Genomic DNA, 22,603 nt, shown 5'->3' with positions numbered 1-22,603 from the left:
AAATGCTCTGAATGCGGTAACTAAAAAAGACATTATTGGATGGTTCACCCACTGCTGTTACTATATTGCACCCAACTGAGAACCGCTATAATTACCCCAGTATTTTCAAAAATGTCAAACTGCCTCATTTCCAGCATCACCCTCACTCGAACAGATGAGCCTAGATAGGTATGTCAGTTTATGCCGCTTGGATAGCCATTGTCTTAGATTCTGCTTCTGGTGTAGAACACACCTCTAAGTTCACACTTTTGGCAGAAGGACTATTGCAAGAATTTGCGATGTTTTTGAAAGTTTTTCTGGAAGGCATTGCTGTTTTAACAGTTGCAATAGCACTCATTCTCACACTCCGAAAAATCTTTCATCTTTGGAGACGCGATCGGGTTCTCCAAGAAACGATCCGTTTAGAACTAGGAGTGGTGTTAGCCTTAGCGCTGGAATTTCTATTAGCTGCCGATATTGTCGGCACAGCTATTTCCCCCTCATGGGATGCAGTGGCAAAACTTGCAGCGATTACTGGTATCCGTACCTTTCTCAACTTCTTTTTACAACGAGAAGTACGAGAATTACGAGAAACAGCCCACTCTCTTGACGGCAAAGTCAGTAAAGAACTGAAATGAATTAGCGGTCTAAGTAAGTCAGATATCGGAATTTGTAAATCAGTAATGTGTTCTGATTTTGGAGGAATGCACCATGAAAGTTTTGATTCGATTGATCGTCAGTTTTTTCGTATTCATTGTTGATGTCGTGTACGGAAATCGTTCCTACGCTCGGTTTTATATGTTGGAAACCATCGCCCGCGTTCCTTACTTTTCTTATCTATCGGTGCTGCATTTTTATGAGACATTGGGTTACTGGCGCAAAGCTGACTTGTTGAAGGTTCACTTTGCTGAAACCTGGAACGAATTACATCATCTGTTGATCATGGAATCACTGGGGGGCGATCGCCTCTGGATCGATCGCTTCATCGCTCAACACGTTGCTGTAGCTTACTACTGGGTGGTTGTGCCGATTTACATGTTGTTTCCCTCTTACGCCTACTATCTGATGGAACTGATTGAAGGTCATGCCTACCACACCTATGACGAATATTTGCAAACCAATGAAGCCGAACTGAAAGTTCAAAAAGCTCCCCAGGTTGCAATCAACTTCTACCGCGATGGCGATCTCTATATGTTTGATGAAGTTCAGACTGCACCAGGTCATGAATTTCGCCGTCCCAAGGTAGATAATTTATACGACGTGTTTGTGAATATCCGTGATGACGAATGCGAACATGTGAAAACTATGGTGGCACTCCAGAAACCACAAGCGCGGCTAACCTTCAAAAGTCCCCATACGGTTTTTGAAGTCACAAAAGTTTTATCGAGCGAAGCAGAAGTTTGACCAAATAATTATTAATTCCTAATACTTCCTTTGCGAGAAGCAAGCTACGTAATTAAAGGTACAAGCTCCTGACTTTAGTTTTGCAGAAAAATTTATTAGCACCTTTGCGACCTAGAAGAGGAACAAACGATGAAAATGATCGCTCAACAAGCAATTGTGATTGGTGCAAGCATGGGCAGACTGCTGGCAGCGAGGGCATTAGCAGATTATTACCAGTAAGTAAAGGTACACTTTCTCAACTGGTATATAAGTAAGTTACACGTTGCTGCTCAACAAGATCCAGTGGTAGCCATTGCATTTTTGAAGATGACAAATTTGACGGCTTCTCCCAAAAGCCTGATACATTCTATAATTTCTCTGAGGGTACTATTGGGTAACATTTTACAGGTTGGCATTCATAGAGTAGTCAACTACAAAAGGAACAGCAATGCACAAATGTATTCTAATCAATTGTGACTTTCACGACGAGTAGATTAGCTTGTTGCAGAATTTGCAGCTTTTACCCATTAGACCCACAGTAAATTATCCAATTTCTAATCGACGGTATCGAATATGAACTACACACTCAAAAATAAACGTGCACTCGTCACTGGAGGAAGTCGCGGTATCGGGGCCGCCATCGTTAAGCGTTTGGCAACTGAAGGCGCTGATGTCGCTTTCACCTATGCCCGATCGCGCCAAGGAAATCGCCCAAGCAGTCCAGGCGCTCGGTGTTCAGGCTTTGGACATCCAAGCCAACAGTGCCGAAGCTAGTGAGGTGGTGGCTGCTGTTGAACAGACAGTAGAGAAATTGGGTGGCATTGATATCCTTGTGAATAATGCAGGTGTAGCGCAGATGGCTCCTATCGATGATTTCACGCTTGTGGACTTTGATCGCATCTTTGCCATTAATGTGCGTGCCGTATTTGTGGCAACCCAAGCCGCAGTCAAGCATATGCAAGAAGGCGGACGGATCATCAACATTGGCAGCACCAACGCCGAACGTGTGCCATTTGCCGGCGCCTCTGTTTATGCCATGAGCAAATCTGCTTTGCAAGGGCTTGTGCAAGGGCTGGCGCGTGACCTTGGTCCGCGTGGAATTACGATCAATAACGTCCAGCCCGGGCCGATCGCTACGGATATGAATCCCCCAGAGCGTGAGTTTGCCGAGATGCTCAAAAAGCAGCTAGCACTGCCCCGCTACGGCACTGTTGAAGAGGTTGCAGGGATGGTCGCTTATCTAGCTGGGTCTGAGGCAGCTTACATCACTGGTGCAAACCTAATGATTGATGGAGGGTTCAGCGCCTAACTGCCGCAGGTGTAGCGAATTGCAAACATCAACCCTCAAAACCGCGTATCCTCAGCAATGAGTGGATACACTAACTGCAAGTATACTGTAACCCATAGTCAGAGCTATTTTTAGCTTCCTGAGTCAAATCAGTAGTTCGCTACAAGTGAGGAATAATAGGCATATTTATCTAAAATTGTCAATCATTATATCTGGTGTATTTCCAGTATGCAGAATCCCAAGGAGGTATCTTTGTCAAAGATTTACTTTTATTTATATATCTGGTTAAAACAGCAGCGTATAACCGTTGGAGGAGTCCTGCTTGCGATCACGATCACAGGCTGTAATGCCTCTGTTAAATCGCAGCCACCTGCGAATACCCCATCGGCTGCAAATCTCATTGCGTCCAATCCAACTCCAGCATCGGTCTTTTCTACACAAAGCGCTGCTAATACCAAGCCGCCTGAGCAGCAAGCAGTCCAAGTCATTCGTGAGTATTATAGTGCGATCGCCCGCCAAGACTACAAACAAGCTTATTCAGCTTGGGAGGGAAATGGCGCTGCTAGCAAGCAATCGTTTGAGCAGTTCAAGCAGGGTTTTGCCAACACTACATCCGTTGCTGTAGAAGTTGGAAAACCCGGTAGACCAGACCCAGGTGCAGGCTCAATCTACATTGAGATTCCGGTTACTGTTACTGCGATCGCCACCAATGGAACCCCACAGCGATTTCGCGGCAGCTATGTGCTGCGACGAGTCAATGATGTTCCTGGCTCCACTCCAGAGCAGCGTAGATGGCATCTCTACTCGGCGAAAATTACTCCAGTCAAGTAGCCTGCGGCAAAACGGTTGCTATTTGCGGTGTAGTTGCTTCGTGTACTGATAGTGAAAATATCATTTTAGAACAAAGAGATGTCGCTGTTAAAAATGCGATCGCAACTGCTGTAAATGCAGCAGCAAGCTTTGAGTAACCTAATAAATTTCTCTTATCCAACTTCTGAGTATGTCAGATTGAATTTGCTCTAAGTATTTTTATCGTGTCTTTACCTAATCTTTAATTTATCAATCAGTAATTATATGTAAGATGTATTGAGTAAGATGCGATTTTATCTTTATTGAGACACATTATATAAAAAACTTTATCAGCTAACTTGAAACTATAAAAACTAGTTAAAACATCTCGTTTTTAATAGAAATAATTTTTATTTAATTAATTAAAAAAAACTGAATTTTTATATTAGAAACCTGTGCTTTTAATACCATGTTTTACAGCTGCAATGATGAGTTTAGCTATTAAGAGTAATCACAAAAATTGGAGAGCAGTATAACATGAAGAATGCTTGGAAGCGTTGGATTACCAGCGTTAATCTAGCTGCGATGTCTACGACGGGCTACGCCTACGCACTAATGCTGACGCTGATATTTTTAGCATTCTCTCATCAGGCAACAGCAGACGATCCAGGAGCGTGTTACATGATAACTTCCTCTGGTAAAACCGTTGGATTGGGAAGGATTTGTGGTAATATCATAGCCGCACCTTCAGACAATAAAGTTTTTCGAGTCTCAATCAAACGCCGTTTTGGTGGAACTCCTGTGATTGATGTCACCTTCAACGACAAAAAAACCTTTGAAATGATTGTAGATACAGGTGCTAGTGGAACCATTATCACTCAAGATATGGCGAATACACTTCAACTCCAGGCTACAGGTACAATGCAAGCCCAAATTGCTGATGGTAGTGAAGTAGAATTCTCAACCAGTAAGGTAAAATCTATTGCAGTAGGTGGAGTTACAGCCAATAATCTTCAAGTAGCGATCGCACCAAAAGCAAGCATCGGGCTATTAGGTCACGATTTCTTTGGCAACTATGATATTAAAATTCTGGAAACAGAAGTTGAATTTCATCATCGCTAATACTTGCAGCTTGTAACTTCTTCAGGTTTTTATCTTGAAATATCAAAAGGAATCTGAGCCAAGACACTCAGTATTCCTGAAGCCAGTTAAGAGCGTTATAGAATAGAAATAAAACTTATATACATTACGCTGATTCAGCAGAATTGCCCATGACCACTTCTAAACGCCAATATCACATCACTACTTTCGGTTGTCAGATGAATAAAGCTGACTCAGAGCGCATGGCTGGCGTTTTAGAAGACATGGGCTTTGAGTGGTGTCAAGATCCGAATCATGCAGATGTGATTCTCTACAATACCTGTACAATTCGGGATAATGCTGAACAAAAAGTATATTCCTATCTTGGCAGACAAGCAAAGCGTAAACATGAACAGCCTGATTTAACCCTGATTGTTGCTGGTTGTGTTGCCCAGCAAGAAGGAGAAGCGCTGTTGCGGCGAGTGCCAGAATTAGATTTGGTAATGGGGCCACAACACGCCAACCGTCTGAAAGATTTGCTGGAGTCAGTATTTGAGGGCAACCAAGTTGTAGCAACTGAGGCAGTTCACATTATTGAAGATATCACCCAGCCGCGACGAGATAGTACAGTGACCGCTTGGGTGAATGTAATTTATGGCTGCAACGAACGCTGCACCTATTGCGTAGTTCCCAATGTACGCGGTGTCGAACAATCTCGCACGCCGTCAGCTATCCGAGCTGAAATGGAAGAATTAGGACGGCAAGGTTACAAAGAAATTACTCTACTCGGTCAAAATATTGATGCTTACGGCAGAGATTTATCTGGAGTCACATCAGAAGGTCGGCATCTGCACAACTTTACAGATTTGCTTTATTACGTCCATGATGTGCCGGGGATTGAAAGATTAAGATTTGCTACTAGTCACCCTCGTTATTTTACTGAGAGATTAATTCAAGCTTGTGCTGAGTTACCCAAGGTGTGCGAACACTTCCACATTCCCTTTCAATCTGGGGATAATGAACTTTTAAAGGCGATGTCGCGTGGTTATACCCATGAGAAATATCGCCGGATTATCGATACCATTCGGCGGTATATGCCAGATGCCTCAATTAGTGCCGATGTAATTGTCGGTTTTCCTGGGGAAACAGAAGCACAGTTTGAAAATACCCTGAAACTGGTGGAAGATATTGGCTTTGATATGTTGAATACAGCAGCATATTCGCCGCGTCCAGGGACACCAGCCGCGTTGTGGGACAATCAACTGAGTGAAAAAATCAAAAGCGATCGCCTGCAACGGCTCAATCATCTGGGAAACTTGAAAGTAGCAGAGCGATCGCAACGTTACTTTGGACGCATTGAAGAAGTTTTAGTAGAAGACCAAAATCCTAAAGATCCAACCCAGGTAATGGGACGCACTGGTGGTAATCGTTTGACCTTTTTTAACGGTGATATCAAAGAACTCAAAGGGCAGTTAGTGAAGGTAAAAATTACCGAAGTTCGCCCTTTTAGTTTGACGGGTGAACCAGTTGAAGTAAGGCAAACCATTTTGCAGTAAGAACTATTTGAAGATTATACCCCTGACTTATGATGAAGTTACCGCAAACGATTCCAGTTCTTATTTTTGGGGCTAGCTTGGCTATAAATTTCCCTCAAATTTGTGCTGCTTTCAGCGTTCAAGAAGTAGCTATTGTTGCCCAAGCATCAAGCGATCTGCCAATGGTCAAATCAGCTGGACTGTCCCCCGATATGGATGTGCCTTGGTCGAAAGCCGTAAGAATTGTTGACCCCTTTGAAGGGGAGTTTGTTGGAGTTTTTGATCGCAATTCTTTAGGTGGCCGCTTGTACCGTGAGGGTTCAAAGGAAGTTATTAGTTTGTGGACTCCTTCGAGCATTCGAGTACTTGTAACAGTAAATTCGGATGAAGCAAGGTCTTCTTTCTACACAGCAGGTCTGAGATACACACGACCTGACTATTTTAGATTTACCACGACTAAAAAAGTCAATAAGCTTTTGCTCAAGGTCAGAAAAAAAGTTTTTCAATTAGACGGTTCAACTGGCACATTTGCTGTCAGTAAAGAATTAGCCACTGCTTTGAAAAATGCTCCAGATGAGAACTTAGATATCAGACTAATCTTAGAAGGAGGTCAAACCGTTGATAGCGAAATTGGCAAAGGGACAGTAAAAGCTTGGCGAACTATTTATTAAGCGATTGCATTTTTCAGTCAAGTATTTTCTATGTTTAATAAAGGAAAAATCTCTCGGTTCTCATCAGAAATTTATTTGGTACAACTTGTTTATAAATCAATACACTTGGGTTGACCGTTCGCGTAGCGTCCCGTAGGGAAGTGAAATCCAACAAACCACCGAAAATGTTGGTTTACTTGATGGGAAGCCCCGTCAGGTCTACGTTCCTCAAACGCCACTTGCTAAGAAAGCGGGAACGCTAAAAGCGAATAAGTCGGAAAACTGCAAGGGCACAGTGGTTCCCAACCTACCCAGTTTCAAGTTTTTGGCGCTAACCCAAGCGTATTGGTTTATAGATTTAATAAGAACGAACATTGTTAGAAGCAAGACTAATTAATTCTTCTACATTGTTTGAGATTGTATCGCAAATAGTATTTAAAGGTAAGTCATTAGGATCAAACCCAAAAGGTTCTTCAATTTCTGAACCAATTTGTTCAATACTTAATAATGTAAAACTTACAAAAGCCATTACTATACCAGTCCACCAATTTAAAAAGCTTACAATTTCTAAAGGTAATATAAGACAAAACATTAATAACAGTTGTCTGAGTTTAATAGTATATATCAAAGGCAGCGGCGTTTTTAAAATGCGTTCGCAACCACCTAAAATATCTACTAAATCATCTACACAATTATGTAAAGAAGTCAGTTGATAGATATTTAGACAATTTTGGTTATGCTGATATTGCAAGTAATCTCCTATCCAATAAGCAATTTGTAGTGGAGGATGATTAATCTCTTGGAGTTGTAAATATTGTTTTTCAGACATTAATGATGCCAACTGAGTGTCTAAAGGCACCGATCTTAGATGTAACTTCATTGCAACTGCAAAAGCAATTACTAACCGAAGCATTGCTTCTTTTTCTAATTTATCTTGTGGTGTCTTCTCTTTGACTATTATCGAAATTCCCCGAGTTAAATTACGCGACGTATTTACCAAAGCTCCCCATAGTTGACGACCTTCCCAAAATCTATCATGGGCTGTATTCGTCCGAAAGACTAATAGTAATGTAAAACCAATATTAAAACTTAAAACAGCATTGGTAAGAATATTGCTGGAATCTGAAAATGCTATTGGTAATCCTAAATGATCTAAAAATGATATAAGAGTACCATATATAGTACAAAAAATTACCCAAGGAAGTATAATAGAGATAATTGACCTTTCAAGCCGAAGAGTTACTTGAAACCAGTTTAACTTTTCACCCCTGTAAAGATGATACTTTTCTCTTAAAGAGTTTTTAGAATTATTTTTAAAATAGTTAGGTTGTTTCATGTTGCTAATACCAATTCTCTATAAAAATGCACCAAATTATATAAAAAATGAACTGCATAGACGTAAAGCGACTACTCTGACGAAGAGGCTAAGAGCGAACCTGCAGGGTAGGGCGCATACTCCTACGGAGAAGCAAGCTATGTGTAGCGTCTTGTCAGAGAAGGACACAAAGGAAAAAAGGAAATTTGGCGCAGCCTCACAAAGAAATGGTATAAGGTGTGAGAATTACATCAATTAGCAAACCAACTTTTTTAGCTAAATATATCTTGCTTAAGCAAGATATATGCAAAATGGAAGTTTCCATGTAGTCCCTGTAGTGGAACTATAATCAACATAAATTATAGTTTTAACATTGAAATTTATTTATGTAAACTATCTTTAGGTAGGTAAATTCAATTATTCATTAAAAACCTGATTTTCTGCTTCTTATATTGATTAAAGATTGTGGTATTTCAGGTAAAAGCGATCTTACTGCCAATAAGGCTGATGGTTTTAAAACTAAACGCGATCGCATGAGCTATGCTAGGCAATCTTAACAGTGCCAATAGAGATAGAGGACTATTTGACGCAATCAAATTATTTCAATCAATTATTGCTGGTTGCAGTCATGTTAATAGTGATAGATAAGTTTAATCTTTAAACTCTCCTTAACCAAGCAGTGGGTTAAAAAATTTATAGTTTCTGTCCTGCATAAATCGATCGCACTTCGCCATTACGTCGGATGACTGCTTCGCCATTACTGACATCTACTAGCGTCCAACCACTGGAACCGATACTTTCACCCATATTGATGCGGCGAGTCACGCCATCGATTTTAAATAAGGCGGCAGATTTGTTGCCCAACTCTAGCAATCCTTCTAAGGTATTACTCGGAGCTTCTGCGATCGCAGTTGCCGGATATACTTGTTCCTGGGTAATACTTGGTTCTGATGGGGCGAGTGCAGCGCGTAATGGAACTACTGGTAATGCAGGCAGAGGCTTGGGTGTTTGGCGTACGGTAATAGGTGCAGTTTTGGCTGCCACAGGTTTGAGTTCGGCTTGGACAGCGGCAGCTAACATATTGACAGTTACAGGCTTGGCAGCTTGTCGCACTGTATTCAGGGCAGTTTTCACAACATTAGGTTGAGATACCCGTAATGTACTGGCAACTTGTGGTACAAGTGTGGGAGTCCCCGGAATGGCAGGAAGGGTATAGCGCATTGGTGACGGCGCTTGATAAACAGGGACATAGATGCGCTCAACAACACTTCCAGAACGGTTGGGGGCTGGTGGTGTATTATTAGCTAGAAGTGGAAGTGCTGGTAGATTACCAGTTGTTTGCTCACGACCAAGGGATATTTGGTTAGTATTTGCCTGACTGGAAAATGCTGGATTGAAAGATTTTTGATTGCTTTTTACTTCTTGCTTGTCTATAACAACCAGTGCTTTGAGCATATAGTCAACTAACTCTGCCTCAATTTCTGGTTTTACAGGCAATCGTGACTGCGGTTGCGGCACTATCAGCGCTGATTCCGGCAATTTGGTATTTAAAAGATATACGACTCCAGACTGCACCAAGTAGATCGTACTAGCGATCGCCACGCCTAAAGTTGTTGCGACAATCAGCAGTTTGCCCAAAACTGAACTAGTTTTCTGACGTTTTCTACTAACTGGTTTAACAGTAGCGGGATCAAATATAACGGTATTCAATTGCTTGTGATTATCTTGAGGAACTGAGTGTACTGCTTGGTTCAGTGTGTTCGGTAAGATAATCTGTGGTATCGTAACTGTTTGCAGCACGGGTTCTGGAGGTGATTGGCGTTGAGCTTGGGCAAAAACTCCAGCAACAGAGTGGTTTGATTTGTTTTGACTACTGTGCCTAACAGTTTGAGAAGGTAAATTACCAATAGCATCCAGAATGTAGTCGATATCGGCAAAGAGTTCATCCATTAGACCATCAGCATAGTTTTCTATCGACCAAGGCTCGTTGGTGATTAAGTCCTCTGATGGTTCTGGTACTATGAGACGGGTGCTGGCTTCTTGTAACATAGACGTTCTGGGTTGTTGCTTGGACAAGTAAACGCCACCCCTACTGCCTGGAATTAGGATTATCAGAGGAGGTAGCAGGTAGAGGGCAGTTATTACTGAAAGAGAGAAGTATGAATAAAAACTTCTATTTTGGGTAATTACCTAGCTTAAAAAGAAGAATTGTATTGAAACGTGTTGAGCAAGATACAAAGAGTGGAGCTGCTCCGTCTTTGGTCTTGCTCCAATCCTATGCAGTAGCACATGGGTTACTCCTGCCTTTTGCCTCTTGAATAATGAAACTCCAATCCCCCATCTTAATTAAGATAAGTTGATTGAGTGTTGTCATTAAACTCAACTTTCATCTAGGGATTGTTGATGATGCCATTACTAATATTTATGTCATCTATCATACCAATCTCTCTCTCTACTACTATACTCAGTCTTTATCAAGTTTGTATTAAGCTAACGCTGGAAACTCTGACTGGGTCTTGGTTCTACGCAATTCTAAATATAATAGTAAGGCGTTAATATCCGCTGGGTTTACACCACCTATACGTGCAGCTTGACCAAGGGTAAGTGGTTTTACGTGAGTCAGCTTTTCCCGTGCCTCTTTAGAAAGAGTATCAATTGTTGTGTAGTCTAAATCTCCAGGTAACTGGCGGTGAGCTTGGCGGGCAATTTGGTCAATCTGATTTTGTTGCCTAGCGAGATAGCCAGAATACTTGATGTCAATTTCTGCGCCTTCTTTCTCGGCCCGGTTGAGGTTAGGGTTTCCCAGTCCGAATCTGTCGAGGTCAACGTAATGCAATCCCGGACGGCGCAACAAGTCGTTGAGGGTAATCGAACCTTTAATTGCTTGTTGGGTATCAGATGCGATCGCTATGCCAATTTCATCATGTTCTTTAACTCGTGTGTTTTGCAATCTTTGTTTTTCTGTGGTGATATTACCCTGTTTTTGGGTAAACATATCCCAGCGGCGATCGTCAATTAAACCAATTTCTCGTCCCAGGGATGTCAGGCGTTGGTCGGCATTATCAGAACGCAATAGCAATCGGTACTCTGACCTACTGGTAAGCATCCGGTAAGGTTCTCGCAGGTCTTTTGTACACAGGTCATCAACTAGCGTCCCAATGTAACTTTGCTCGCGGGGAAAGACAATCATTTCTTGAGAGCAAACAAATCGAGCGGCGTTAATTCCCGCCACCAGCCCTTGGGCTGCGGCTTCTTCATAACCTGTAGTGCCGTTAATCTGCCCAGCACAAAACAACCCCGCAATTTTCTTAGTCATAAGTGTGGGGTAACACTGAGTTGCTGGTAAATAGTCATATTCCACTGCATAGGCGGGACGCAGCATCACACATTTTTCCAAACCGGGGAGAGTCCGCAACATTTGCAGTTGCAAATTTTCTGGCAACCCTGTAGAAAAACCTTGAATATAAAGTTCGGGTATATCCCTTCCTTCCGGTTCAATAAAGATTTGGTGGCTTTCCTTATCGGCAAAGCGGACAATTTTATCTTCAATACTGGGACAATAGCGTGGCCCTTTGGCTTCCACCCAACCGCCATAAACTGGGGATAGGTGTAAATTTTCCTGAATCAGGCGATGGGTTTCGGCAGTTGTGCGGGTGATGTAGCAAGGCATCTGTTCCCGTTCAACCCACACATCTGGGTCAAAGCTAAACCAGCGCACATCTTCATCCCCTGGCTGAATGAGCATTTTACTATAATCTACCGATCGCTTGTCTACCCGCGCTGGAGTTCCAGTTTTAAGTCTGCCGATTTCAAATCCCAGGTGATTTAGAGTTTGTGTCAATCCTTCAGCCGCAAATTCTCCAGCCCGTCCAGCTGGCATTGATTTGTTACCAACCCAAATTTTGCCTCCCAGGAAGGTGCCAGTTGTTAAGATGACTGCTTTACATTGGAACCCTACACCAAAATAAGTTTCAACGCCGATGACTTCATTGTTAGCGCCCAGCACCAAATCTGTTGCCATACTTTCGCGGATTGTCAAGTTTTCTTGATTCTCGACAATATTTTTCATCACTGCTGCATATTCGCGCTTATCAGTCTGGGCGCGTAATGCCCAAACAGCAGGCCCCCGTGAAGAGTTGAGGATGCGTTTTTGCAGATAAGTGCGGTCTGCTACTTTACCAATTTCCCCTCCAAGTGCATCTACCTCATGAGTCAACTGAGATTTGGCCGGGCCCCCTACTGCTGGGTTACAAGGTTGCCAAGCGATTTTATCCAAGTTGAGCGTCAATAGCAGGGTACGACAACCGAGGCGTGCAGAGGCGAGAGCTGCTTCGCAACCGGAGTGACCTGCACCGACGACTATGACATCAAAAGCGTCTTGGAATTCAACGGAATTGTGCATGGTCATACTTACAGGATCGGCAAGCTTAGAGTTCTTTTCAATTTTAACTGTTCCAGTGGTTTCATGGATGTAACTTTCTGATAAACAAGTTATCAAACTTACTAGTACTCAATTAAAGGTAAGATTCTATTTTTTAAATTTAGTAGGAAGTGGAAAATATCATCCTTTTAAAATTTGTGACAACATTCCGGTTTTGCGAGCGCAGCTATTGTTCATCTCGTTAGCAATTAACACAAATTAATTCATAACTATTGTATGTTAGACATTTTCCACTATTTAGATAAATTATAAACTAATATTTCTAAATAATTTATTAATTTTACTTATTAAAATAGATATTTACCTAAATTTGATTAATTTTAGTCTGGAATTAATTACGTAATTATTTAAAAATGAAACTAACTCTCAAAAATCAAAAAAATATTACTAGATTTATTAGAAAAACAAGTTTCATCAGTATCGTTATTCTGATGATTTTTGTATTAGTAGCTAGCAATGAGATTACCCACCACAAAGTTGCTATAACTGCCCAACCATTAAACAGATGCTTGAGTAATGATTCATTATCTTGTACAGATACCTTTAAAAAGACAACATCAGAACCATTTATTCCCGATCCCAAATTAAATGCTCAACAGCGTTTTTTATCTGCGATCGCTAGAAAATTATCCACAATTCCCCAGCCTGGTACTTATGAGTATACTTTGCTGCGAAGCTATGGCGCAGTATTCGTAAATCCAGATATGAGGATTCAACTACCGCAAAAAGATATCTTTGCTAATGAACAAGAAACCCAAGAGTTTCAAGCTACTTTAACAATGGGTCATATTGATGGTACTAACGACTGTTTTCTACAAAAACCCGCAGCTGATGCTTTAAATAAAGCACGAACTCAGCAACAAATTCCGCTAAAATCTGGTTATGGATCTGGTGATTGTACTCGCACTTTCAACACGAATTTAAAATTTTGGAATAAATATGCTAATAACCAAGTTTTAGCAAAAGTTCAACAAGGTAAAGAAACAAAAATTCTCGGTTTAGTTGCACCTCCTGGAACTTCACAGCATCTTTGGGGATTAGCAATTGATTTACGCGTAGGCAGTAAAGAACAGAGAAAAGCTCTTAATCAAAATGGTTGGTTTCAAACTGTAGAAAATGATGTTACACATTGGACTTATGTGGGTTTGCCTGAAGATAATTTACCTTTATTTGGTTTTAAAAAACAAGCTATTCGAGGTACTACCTATTGGATGACGCCACTTTAATTGTTAGATAACATGAAAACTTGGGAATACTAACCTAAAAGATATATTGTCAGGGATTTAGCTATGCCAAACGAAGCTGCTAACCAAGAGCAAGACTTCCTAATTGATTTATTAAGAGCGACTTATCAAAATCAGGAAGTATATCCAATTCTGCAACGTAACTTAAGTAAACTCAACGAGGATTTAGCTTTAAAATTGCGAAAATGGGTAGGCGATCGCTTTGCTAAAGAACCTGCAATTGCTATTAATTTAGCTAGAGTCATTATCAAACTGAGTACCATTATTCAAGAGTTTGAACAAGGTAACATTGCTAGTAATTTAGAAATTGCGATCGCAGGTTATGAAACAGTTTTGCAAGTGTGTACCCGTGAGGCTTTTCCCCAAGAATGGGATATCGTTCAGCAAGCTTTAGTAACAGCTTATCAGCAACGCCAGTATATTCTCTCCAGAACCATTGGTGAACTGCGAGAGCAGACTGTCCAAACCCAGAGTCAGATTAATACATTAACTGAGCAGTTACAAGAAGAATTACAACAAGCAAAATTACAAGTTAATGACTTAACAACAACAATTACGGAGTTAAAAGAGGAAACGAGTAGTTCAGAGTCAGCGCCAGAAATAACGTCTTTAATCGCTGAGTTAAAAGAGTTAAAGCAGCGTCAGATTCGTATAGAGCAGTTTGCTTCCACGGCTCATGCTTCACCTAATATTGGGCAGTTCAATACAGCTATTTTTTATGATATTGAAAATTTAACAATGGGTAGAAGCAACCCTAACTTAAATTTTTCTTTGAAACAAATTCAAACAAATCTAGAAAATACTAACCTAGTTCATAAAATTGCTATCCAATGTGCTTATGCCGACTGGAGTGATTCTCGATTAAGGTTACTCAAGAATGAAATTCAAGAACTTGGCATCGAAGCAATTCAAATTTTTGATTACAGCCATAAACGGAATGCAGCAGATATGCAACTAGCCATTGATGTTATGGAATTAGCCCAGAATCGTCCTACGTTGCAAGTTTTCGTTATTGTATCAGGTGATGGTGCATTTGCCGCTTTAGCTAAAAAGCTCCATGAGTATGGAAAGACTGTAATTGGATGTGCTTACGAAGGACAAATTAATCGTATTCTCAAGTCTGTTTGTGATTGTTTTATACCTATACCTGCTCCTCAGAAAAAAATAGTGACTAAAGTGCTTACTACCAACTCCGTTAACCTATCATAATCCCGCTTGGCAGACTATTAATCCAAGTTGCTAGAACCTTGGCGTAATTTGCAGGCGATGCCTACGGTGGGCTACGCCTACGCCCACAACAAGATGTACGGTTGCGCTATGCACAACTATCACTCAAGCTTAATTTCCTTTACTAGTATTAACTAGTTTATAAGTGCCAAATTGAACTTGTTATTAAAACTGATGTATATATTCTGTTTTGATAAATTTAAAAATAAAAATCCAGTTAGTCTTTACAAAAAGTACAAATAGTTTGGCAAATAAAATTTTTTTATGTTTAGATCCGTTCTTCAACTCTTGTAAAAGTAGTTTATTACAAGAGTTGAAGAAAGAGCATCTTAACGGCTGTTATTCATTAACAATCGTAAAGCCTTCATACTGAACAGGTGCTGTTGCCAAAGCATTTGGTAAAGTAACGTTACCAAGTAAGGTGGCGGTTGCAAAGCCAGCGCCATTAGTACCTGTGGCACTACCTAAACCAAGACCTGATGCAGCAAGTTCATCTTGATAGCCTGTGATCTCATAGACAGCACCAGTTTCCAGCCAACCGATCAATCTTTGAGAACCTAAGTTAGTAAATGACAAATCAGAATCTGCGTTGACATTCAAAGGTTGTCCTGAAGGAGTTCTCAGAGCAATCGGCGCAGATAACTGACCAGTGAGCAGATCGACTTTGTAAAGATTGTTCCCATTTCCATCACTAGTATGGAAATCACTAGCAAAAGCGCGAGTGTTACCAGGACTAAGATTGTCGATAGCTAATCCATCGGTAAATTTTCCAGGGTTGGTAGGTTGAGTTCCTTGTGTTTGTGCAGCAGTAGTAGGTGCGCCAAAAGCGTCTACAAGGCTAATAGTTCCAGGGGTACCTGTAGTAATTTTATAAAGTGAGCTTCCTACTGGTTCTCCACCAAGATTAGCAGTTTTATTTCCTGAAATGTTGTACAGAGCATTTTGTTGTTTACTAAAGTCAGCACCTGACTCAAATCCAAAACGCACTAGGTTAGATGGTGTAGGAGTTGGTGAGACCTGGGCTGGAGCAAAAGGCTGATCTACATTATTAACGACAATAACAGGACCTGGATTATTTGGAAGAGCAGTAGCCCGTGCTTCGTTAACTGCAATTACCCTTCCAGTAGTGGGGTTAGTTGCCAAACCTTCTAGATCTGCGTTAGTAACAGTACCTGCAATATTGACTGTACCTACTCGTGTGGGAGTAATAGTACCTCCAGGTGCAGAAGGGATCAAAAAGCGGTAAACGTCAAGTTGCTTGCCATTATTAGGGTTTTGGTCACGATCTTCTCCAATCGTATAGCCGTAAAGAGCCATGAGAATTTTCTCCTTATTGAAACCTGTTAAACTTTTGGGAACACTCCAAATATGCAAATTACTATCTGACTAAAAGCTTGTACGACACAAACAAAGCTAACCTTCCCAGGTTGAGATTTAAGATTAGTCCGTGTTATCTTACTTTGCTTATATAGCAGAGAAATTTGCCAAACTGAAATACATACTGCTAAACTTTTGACTGTAAACAAGCTAAGACTACTTAACTCAAGATTGTTGTAATTACTATGTATTTACTCAATTTCTGAAAGTAGGATATGTGATAACTTGATGCTCGGAGATAGAATTCCTAAAACTACATTAAGTTACACTTTCAGACATTTTTTGGAAACCTATTATTCCCAAACTAGATTACAATGAGCCGAAAATTAAGCATCTTTAAATTGCCAGTTATAAGTCGAAACTTAAGCTTGTAAATTGTATTTAGAGTTATCTTAACAAGACTATATTTAACTAATATTAAGGTTTAATAACATCTTGGTTAAGGTTTAGTAGTTGCTAAATGCTTTCACTCGCTGATATACTTCTTCTGTTGTTTCAACAAAAAAGCACATTGAGGCAAAGTAATATAGAAGTAGGATTTATCCTTGTGAAACCGCTACCGATTACCTCTGAGGTTGCATAGAGCAATTTACTCAATCCTTTTGTCTTGCCAAGTCTGATTTTGTAGACTTTCACAAGGAAACAGAATTTACTAAATAAAATACTATAGTTAATTTATACAGTTATTAAAAGTATTAGTACAGTCAGAATTAGATTGATTTAATAGCTATTAAATAATTTATCTTCACGGGCGATCGCTTTTAGTCCACTCACTTTCAAATAACTTGGACAGGGATAATTAAATAAAAGTTTAATGTCAAAATAAAAAAAGTTTTCATATATCACTGTTTGACTTTAACCTGAGTGTTCTAAAAACTTAATATTATTTTTTAGGAAGACTAAATCAGACTTTTGCTAAAGTGTAAAGACACAGCATTAAGCCGGAGACGTTTCCGTTACTCCGGGCTTTTCTTCATATATTGTAACCTAGATGTTAATCGAATTGCTCCTCTAGTTTTAGCAAAATATTAATTAGAAAGTGGATTTATTATTACTTCACTTCACTGGGTTCAAATTTAGTTACCTTACCTTTTTTAATGGCAACAATCACATCGTAATGCGAACAGTAAGCGAAGGTGACATCATTAGCTTTGTTATAAAGGTTAACTACATGACCTGCACCACCAACCTGGATACCGATTGGTTCCAAGTCACCAAAGAAGAAACGACGAAGTTGATCGCCACTACCAATTTGACCCTTACTCTTAGTAAGCAAGTCTAATTTTTGTGCTACAGACATTTCTTCAGCTGCTGATGCTTGCACTAATGACGGATTGATCGCCTTTAATGGTACGTCCCAAACTGTGAAAAAACCAACCAAGGCTACACTCGTAAGTAAGGGTGCGAGTTTCATTTGTTACTTCTCTTTTTTGTTTTATCCTGAACACCCCAAGCATCTCAGGTGGCAGTGAGAGCTTATTGAAACTAAGCCACTATTTTCATGAATTTATCCTTTGAGAAAATTTAGTGAATTCTCAGCATTTTCTCAGGTAATCATGGCTGCTCAAAGTCACTAGGATAATTTAAGTATTTTCTCAACAAAACCTCATTTTGAAGTGCGTGAGCGTAACTTAATATAATGAGCAATGCTTTCATTGCAGTGATGTTATTGTGACTAGAGCCAAAAGACCATCTCACCAAATCCATAGAATTTCAGGACAAACATATCTTTGGCTAGCAATACTAATTTTTGGAGCATCTAGCGCTGTTACCCGGAAACTAACAGAAATTGGTGCTCAACATTTTATTGACAATCGCAATCCGATTTCTTTGTGTAATGTTTTATTTGTGGGAAACCTTTGCGCTTTGATACTTCTGCTCCTAATCTATGGGCGGCAGTGGAACAAAGCTACTTTAAAGTAACTCTCAAGGAAGGATTGGGTCAGGCTAACGGCAGTAGCTATTTTATTTGGAGCGTTAGCCCCTAGCTTAATTTTCCAGGCACTGGCACTCACAAGGAAGGGTGAACAATGTCATTTTGGTGGGACGCTTGGAACCGCCTCTAACTCTGGCTTTATCAGTCTGGTTATAAAGAGAATGGGTAAATATTTGGGAATTTCTTGGTGCGATCGCAGCTTTTGTTGGTGTTATTCTAACTATTATTCTTCAGCCTCCAACAGAAACCATGATGACATGGGAGGTTTCGGTTTAGGCATAGGGGAACTTTTGGCCGTAACCGCATCTGTGGCTATAGCCACTTCTACGATTATTAGCAAGAAACACCTTTCGCACATTCCTTTGGGAATCTATAGCATTTTTCGGACTGCATTAGGAACTGTAATCTTTTTCTTTATTGCTTTAATCCTTTATGGCAGGGATCATTTCGCTGGTGTCCTCTCACCATTCTTGTGGCAGTGGATGTTTCTTTATAGCGGGTTGATTGTGGTGCTAGGCCAGTCTTTTTGGATTAAAGGCTTAAAAACTTCTACTGCTTCGGCTTCCTTGGTTAGCTCATTTGGCCTACTTGTGGGAATTATAGCAGCCTATTTAATTTTGGGTGAAGCCCCTACCCAACCTCAATATATTGGCGGTAGCTTGATTTTAGTAGGCATATTCTTGAGCCAAGTTGGCACTAGGCGTCAGACTTTTAGCATTGCGTCTAACAAAGTGAGTTCTATTCCAGCACAGCAACAAGTAGAAACTGGTATGGGATTCAAAGGAATTTGAAAGAGGCGGAGGGTAAAAAAGCTTATATCCTAAGCTTTTGCGTTATTTGTAACTGTACGAGCGTCCGCAGGAGCGTTATTACGAATTAGGAATTCCGCCTTGCAGTACTAGTATGTCAAAATAAAAATACCCGATACATCAAGGTGAGCGATCGCTCCCAAAGCTAGATTAAAGGATTGACCTGAGCAATGGCAGACCCAACCAATCACAATCAAGCGGGAGAAGTAGCTCCCAGCACTGTTGACAAGCAAGCTCCCAGTGTAGCTGAAGAACACGCTCCTAGTACAGACTCACCCGAAGCCACAGATATTCCTACTGCCAACGCGCCAGATCCTAAAGCCGCAAACCCCGAAGATAACCCCAATGCTGCTAAACCAGCTGCTGTACCACCCAAGCGAGAAAAACCCGCCGCCGCTAAAGCCGCAAAAGGAGAAAAACCTGCTGCCGCCGACGACGCAACAGAAGAAAAACCCGCTGCCGCCGCTAAAGCCGCAAAAGGAGAAAAACCCGCAGCCGCCGACGATGCAACAGAAGAAAAACCCGCTGCCGCCGCTAAAGCCGCAAAAGGAGAAAAACCCGCAGCCGCCGACGACGCAACAGGAGAAAAACCCGCTGCAGCTAAAGCCGCTAAAAAGGAAAAACCCCCAGCTGTTGAAAATAAGCCATTTGTAGAGTTCATTGAGCAAGACTACTTGCCAGCTTTACAAAAAGCGATCGCTCAAAAAGGCGTACAAGATTTACAGGTGTCTTTTGCCAAGCAAAAAGTACCAATTACTGGCTTTGAATCCGCCGAAGAATGCTGGCAAATTATCGGCAGTTGGTCAGAAATTGGTAAGCGTCAGTTTAACCTGTATTTCCCCGAAGAAGATATTCAAGGTAAAAAAGGATTTTCTTGTAATGAAGGCAAAAAACCTAGTACTCTTGAGTCATTCTTAATCGATGAGCGCAAAATTACCCTCGATTTATTGGTATATGGCTTAGTTCAGCGCTTGGACGGTCAAAAGTGGTTAGGTAGAAATTAGTCATTGGTCATTGGTCATTGGTCATTAATTTTTAAGAAATGACAAATGACAAATAACAATTAAAGTTCGTGGAAATGGTAGGTAACGGCTCCAGTATTGGGGTCGTTATCAATTTTTACATAACCTGATTTGTACATCTCTTTGAGTGTAGCTTCCACTTCAGCAAAGCTAGCTCCCGTGAACATTACGCCTTGAGTGACAGTTAAAATACCACCCTTACTTTCCGCCGCTTCAATCAGTTTCACCATGAGTTGGTTGCCCGTTGGTCGATGGATTTGAGAAGCAACCACTGCTTGATTCAACGGCACACCAAAGGGAGATACACCCGCTCTTAATCTCAGGTTGTGTTCGTATTCGTCAACTATGTTGGGGATAAAGAACAAATCCACAAACTGCCCTATACCAAACATACCACCAGTCAACAGCCAAAACAAACCAGTTACGATCCTACCATTGTAGAAACGGTGCAATCCTCCCACCCCCAGAAATCCGACTGCACACAAGATATAAGAGACAAGAAGTCGGTCTTTTCGCTGCTGATTGTTTTCAAGATTCATCTTGTTTCAACCCTTTGGATTTACTCTTGTTGTTTAAGATAAGTTTTTTGGACTATTTTTTATACCAAGTACTAATAGCTAGATTTATATCTTGCATCAGTTGCTTGCTAGCAATTTTCCTAGTGGACACTACTGTTCGCTACAACTCTGATTTGAAGTTGTGGGCATGTGCAAGATATCACTAGACTGCTTATACTTTTTCAGTAATTATGCTACTCATGGATTGTTAATTTTAAGGCGATCAACGTATTAATAAAACCCCATGAATTTATTTTAGTAATAACCACAGAAAATTACTGAGATAGTAGTGCTTTGAGAATCAAGAGGTAAGTACTACTCCACTCGCTCAAAATAATGCTGCTCACTCAACTACATTTATTTGACTACCAATCTGCGATTTTTGATTCCGCAAATATTGAATGATTGTTGCAACTCTTAATGTTTTGCTTACAAATTTCTCACCCGCACCTTGGTAGACTGAACTTTATACAATTCGATTATTGTGGGCTGTTACGGTTTGCCAGAGCATTTCTGGTGAGGCAGTCGGGTCTTTTCCTAAAGGGAGAGGCTAGCGCCAACGGGGTTTCCCCATGAAGAACTGCCGTTACCGTGGCGGTAGAGACGTAGGAGCGTCACCCGAAAGGTCTACTTAAGATAATAAAGACGAAAGAGAAATCAAGACATGGTAGATTCCCTCAAAAAACCAGGCTTTGAAGAAATCCGGCCAGGGATTAAAGTCCCGGCAAAAGAAACCCTGTTAACACCTCGGTTTTATACTACCGATTTTGATGAAATGGCACGGATGGATATCTCCGTCAATGAAGATGAGTTAAGAGCCATTCTTGAAGAGTTCCGCACTGACTACAACCGCCACCACTTTGTTCGGGATGCCGAGTTTGAACAATCCTGGGATCATATTGACGGAGAAACTCGCCGATTGTTCGTTGAATTTCTAGAACGTTCTTGTACGGCAGAGTTTTCCGGCTTTTTGCTGTATAAAGAACTTGGTCGTCGCTTAAAAGGCAAAAGCCCCGTCTTGGCAGAGTGTTTTAACCTGATGTCACGGGATGAAGCGCGTCATGCTGGCTTTTTGAACAAAGCTTTATCGGACTTTAATCTGTCCCTAGATTTAGGGTTTTTGACTAAGAGTCGCAGTTATACCTTCTTTAAACCGAAATTCATCTTCTACGCTACTTATCTTTCTGAGAAAATTGGTTATTGGCGTTACATCACCATTTATCGCCATTTAGAAGCACATCCCGAAGACCGGGTTTATCCAATCTTCCGGTTCTTTGAGAACTGGTGTCAGGATGAAAACCGTCACGGCGATTTCTTTGATGCCATCATGAAATCCCAGCCGCAAATATTGAATGATTGGAAAGCACGGCTATGGAGTCGCTTCTTCCTGTTGTCGGTGTTTGCGACTATGTATCTTAATGACATCCAACGCAAGGACTTTTATGCCACCCTGGGATTGGATGCGCGAGAATACGATATCCATGTAATTAAGAAGACCAACGAAAACGCAGGTCGGGTATTCCCACTAATGCTGGATGTAGAGAATCCAGAGTTTTATGAGCGCTTGGATGTTTGTATAAGCAATAACGAGAAGCTGGGTGTGATCGCTAACTCCAACATTCCCAAATTCCTGCAATTTTTCCAAAAACTGCCGCATTACATCTCTACTGGCTGGCAGTTATTGCGGCTGTACCTGATGAAACCGATTGATACTGTTTCTGCTCAAGGGGCAGTTCGTTAAGTTATACAGGCTTGCGAAAGCTTTGGTGGTTCTGCTAATTGCAGAGCCACTTTTTTGTCCTTGTCAACGAGGTAATTTCCCATAGTCAATGATTACTTGTATCCCTCTTGTGTCAGTCTCCGAAAACATTTGCCATTTCTAAATTCTAGAGCTTTTGTATAGCAAGCGTAGGCTAGCAAAAACCGCAGGCATCGTGCGATTCTTTTCTAATAACAAATCCAAGACCAATT

17 protein-coding genes and 2 pseudogenes are annotated in these 22,603 nt (G+C 40.9%); 13 read left to right on the top strand and 6 right to left on the bottom strand.

Features of this window, described 5'->3' with window-relative positions; genetic code table 11:
• Window positions 1-170 precede the first annotated feature (170 nt).
• From V7K89_RS22425 to V7K89_RS22385, 8 genes and pseudogenes are all read left to right on the top strand, one after another.
• Complete coding sequence (locus tag V7K89_RS22425; protein WP_335191029.1) at window positions 171-617, top strand: DUF1622 domain-containing protein; 447 nt, start codon at window positions 171-173, stop codon at window positions 615-617.
• 73 nt (window positions 618-690) lie between these two features.
• Entirely contained in the window at window positions 691-1,383 is a 693-nt protein-coding gene (locus tag V7K89_RS22420) for an alternative oxidase (RefSeq protein WP_335191027.1), read from the top strand.
• Window positions 1,384-1,935: 552 nt separating this feature from the next.
• Window positions 1,936-2,671: pseudogene (locus tag V7K89_RS22410) on the top strand (3-oxoacyl-ACP reductase family protein).
• 231 nt (window positions 2,672-2,902) lie between these two features.
• The gene (locus V7K89_RS22405) at window positions 2,903-3,481 is read left to right on the top strand and encodes a hypothetical protein (protein WP_335191022.1); all 579 of its coding nucleotides are present in this window, start codon (window positions 2,903-2,905) and stop codon (window positions 3,479-3,481) included.
• Window positions 3,442-3,618, top strand: a complete 177-nt coding sequence (locus tag V7K89_RS22400; RefSeq protein ID WP_335191019.1) for a hypothetical protein — start codon at window positions 3,442-3,444, stop codon at window positions 3,616-3,618. The genes V7K89_RS22405 and V7K89_RS22400 overlap by 40 nt, the downstream gene beginning before the upstream one ends.
• A 358-nt stretch (window positions 3,619-3,976) precedes the next feature.
• Window positions 3,977-4,561 carry a retropepsin-like aspartic protease family protein gene (locus tag V7K89_RS22395; RefSeq protein ID WP_335191017.1) on the top strand — a complete coding sequence of 195 codons (585 nt, stop codon included), beginning with the start codon at window positions 3,977-3,979 and terminating at the stop codon, window positions 4,559-4,561.
• Between the two features lie 149 nt (window positions 4,562-4,710).
• Entirely contained in the window at window positions 4,711-6,075 is a 1,365-nt protein-coding gene (gene miaB / locus V7K89_RS22390; protein WP_335191015.1) for a tRNA (N6-isopentenyl adenosine(37)-C2)-methylthiotransferase MiaB, read from the top strand.
• A gap of 29 nt (window positions 6,076-6,104) precedes the next feature.
• The gene (locus tag V7K89_RS22385; protein WP_335191013.1) at window positions 6,105-6,725 is read left to right on the top strand and encodes a hypothetical protein; all 621 of its coding nucleotides are present in this window, start codon (window positions 6,105-6,107) and stop codon (window positions 6,723-6,725) included.
• 337 nt (window positions 6,726-7,062) lie between these two features.
• On the opposite strand, the gene V7K89_RS22380 is transcribed toward V7K89_RS22385, so the two are convergent.
• From V7K89_RS22380 to mnmG, 3 genes are all read right to left on the bottom strand, one after another.
• On the bottom strand, window positions 7,063-8,040 hold the full coding sequence (locus V7K89_RS22380) for a bestrophin family protein (RefSeq protein ID WP_335191011.1): 978 nt from the start codon (window positions 8,038-8,040) through the stop codon (window positions 7,063-7,065).
• Between the two features lie 672 nt (window positions 8,041-8,712).
• A complete protein-coding gene (locus tag V7K89_RS22375; RefSeq protein WP_335191043.1) occupies window positions 8,713-10,068 on the bottom strand; it encodes a hypothetical protein in 1,356 nt (451 codons plus the stop codon).
• Window positions 10,069-10,504: 436 nt separating this feature from the next.
• The gene (mnmG, locus tag V7K89_RS22370; protein WP_335191041.1) at window positions 10,505-12,427 is read right to left on the bottom strand and encodes a tRNA uridine-5-carboxymethylaminomethyl(34) synthesis enzyme MnmG; all 1,923 of its coding nucleotides are present in this window, start codon (window positions 12,425-12,427) and stop codon (window positions 10,505-10,507) included.
• Between the two features lie 386 nt (window positions 12,428-12,813).
• Between mnmG and V7K89_RS22365 the strand changes: the two genes are divergently transcribed.
• Window positions 12,814-13,686, top strand: a complete 873-nt coding sequence (locus tag V7K89_RS22365; protein ID WP_335191009.1) for a M15 family metallopeptidase — start codon at window positions 12,814-12,816, stop codon at window positions 13,684-13,686.
• A gap of 63 nt (window positions 13,687-13,749) precedes the next feature.
• Entirely contained in the window at window positions 13,750-14,913 is a 1,164-nt protein-coding gene (locus tag V7K89_RS22360; protein ID WP_335191007.1) for an NYN domain-containing protein, read from the top strand.
• Between the two features lie 357 nt (window positions 14,914-15,270).
• On the opposite strand, the gene V7K89_RS22355 is transcribed toward V7K89_RS22360, so the two are convergent.
• Both V7K89_RS22355 and V7K89_RS22350 read right to left on the bottom strand, forming a co-directional pair.
• The gene (locus V7K89_RS22355; protein ID WP_335191005.1) at window positions 15,271-16,248 is read right to left on the bottom strand and encodes a water stress protein WSP1; all 978 of its coding nucleotides are present in this window, start codon (window positions 16,246-16,248) and stop codon (window positions 15,271-15,273) included.
• 1,111 nt (window positions 16,249-17,359) lie between these two features.
• The gene (locus V7K89_RS22350; protein ID WP_104906199.1) at window positions 17,360-17,722 is read right to left on the bottom strand and encodes a hypothetical protein; all 363 of its coding nucleotides are present in this window, start codon (window positions 17,720-17,722) and stop codon (window positions 17,360-17,362) included.
• Window positions 17,723-17,979: 257 nt separating this feature from the next.
• Between V7K89_RS22350 and V7K89_RS22345 the strand changes: the two are divergent.
• Both V7K89_RS22345 and V7K89_RS22340 read left to right on the top strand, forming a co-directional pair.
• A pseudogene (locus V7K89_RS22345) lies at window positions 17,980-19,035 on the top strand (DMT family transporter).
• Window positions 19,036-19,223: 188 nt separating this feature from the next.
• On the top strand, window positions 19,224-20,057 hold the full coding sequence (locus tag V7K89_RS22340; RefSeq protein WP_335191003.1) for a DUF2996 domain-containing protein: 834 nt from the start codon (window positions 19,224-19,226) through the stop codon (window positions 20,055-20,057).
• 59 nt (window positions 20,058-20,116) lie between these two features.
• Here the strand turns inward: V7K89_RS22340 and V7K89_RS22335 are convergent, their stop codons facing one another.
• On the bottom strand, window positions 20,117-20,614 hold the full coding sequence (locus tag V7K89_RS22335) for a TM2 domain-containing protein (protein ID WP_335191001.1): 498 nt from the start codon (window positions 20,612-20,614) through the stop codon (window positions 20,117-20,119).
• Between the two features lie 682 nt (window positions 20,615-21,296).
• On the opposite strand from V7K89_RS22335, the gene acsF reads away from it, so the two are divergent.
• The gene (acsF, locus tag V7K89_RS22330) at window positions 21,297-22,373 is read left to right on the top strand and encodes a magnesium-protoporphyrin IX monomethyl ester (oxidative) cyclase (RefSeq protein WP_335190999.1); all 1,077 of its coding nucleotides are present in this window, start codon (window positions 21,297-21,299) and stop codon (window positions 22,371-22,373) included.
• Window positions 22,374-22,603: the final 230 nt, after the last annotated feature.

It is taken from the genome of Nostoc sp. (assembly GCF_036917515.1).
Classification (GTDB): Bacteria; Cyanobacteriota; Cyanobacteriia; order Cyanobacteriales; family Nostocaceae; genus Nostoc.
The sequence above is the reverse complement of the archived record's forward strand: the minus strand, read 5'-3'. Positions and strand labels throughout refer to the sequence as shown.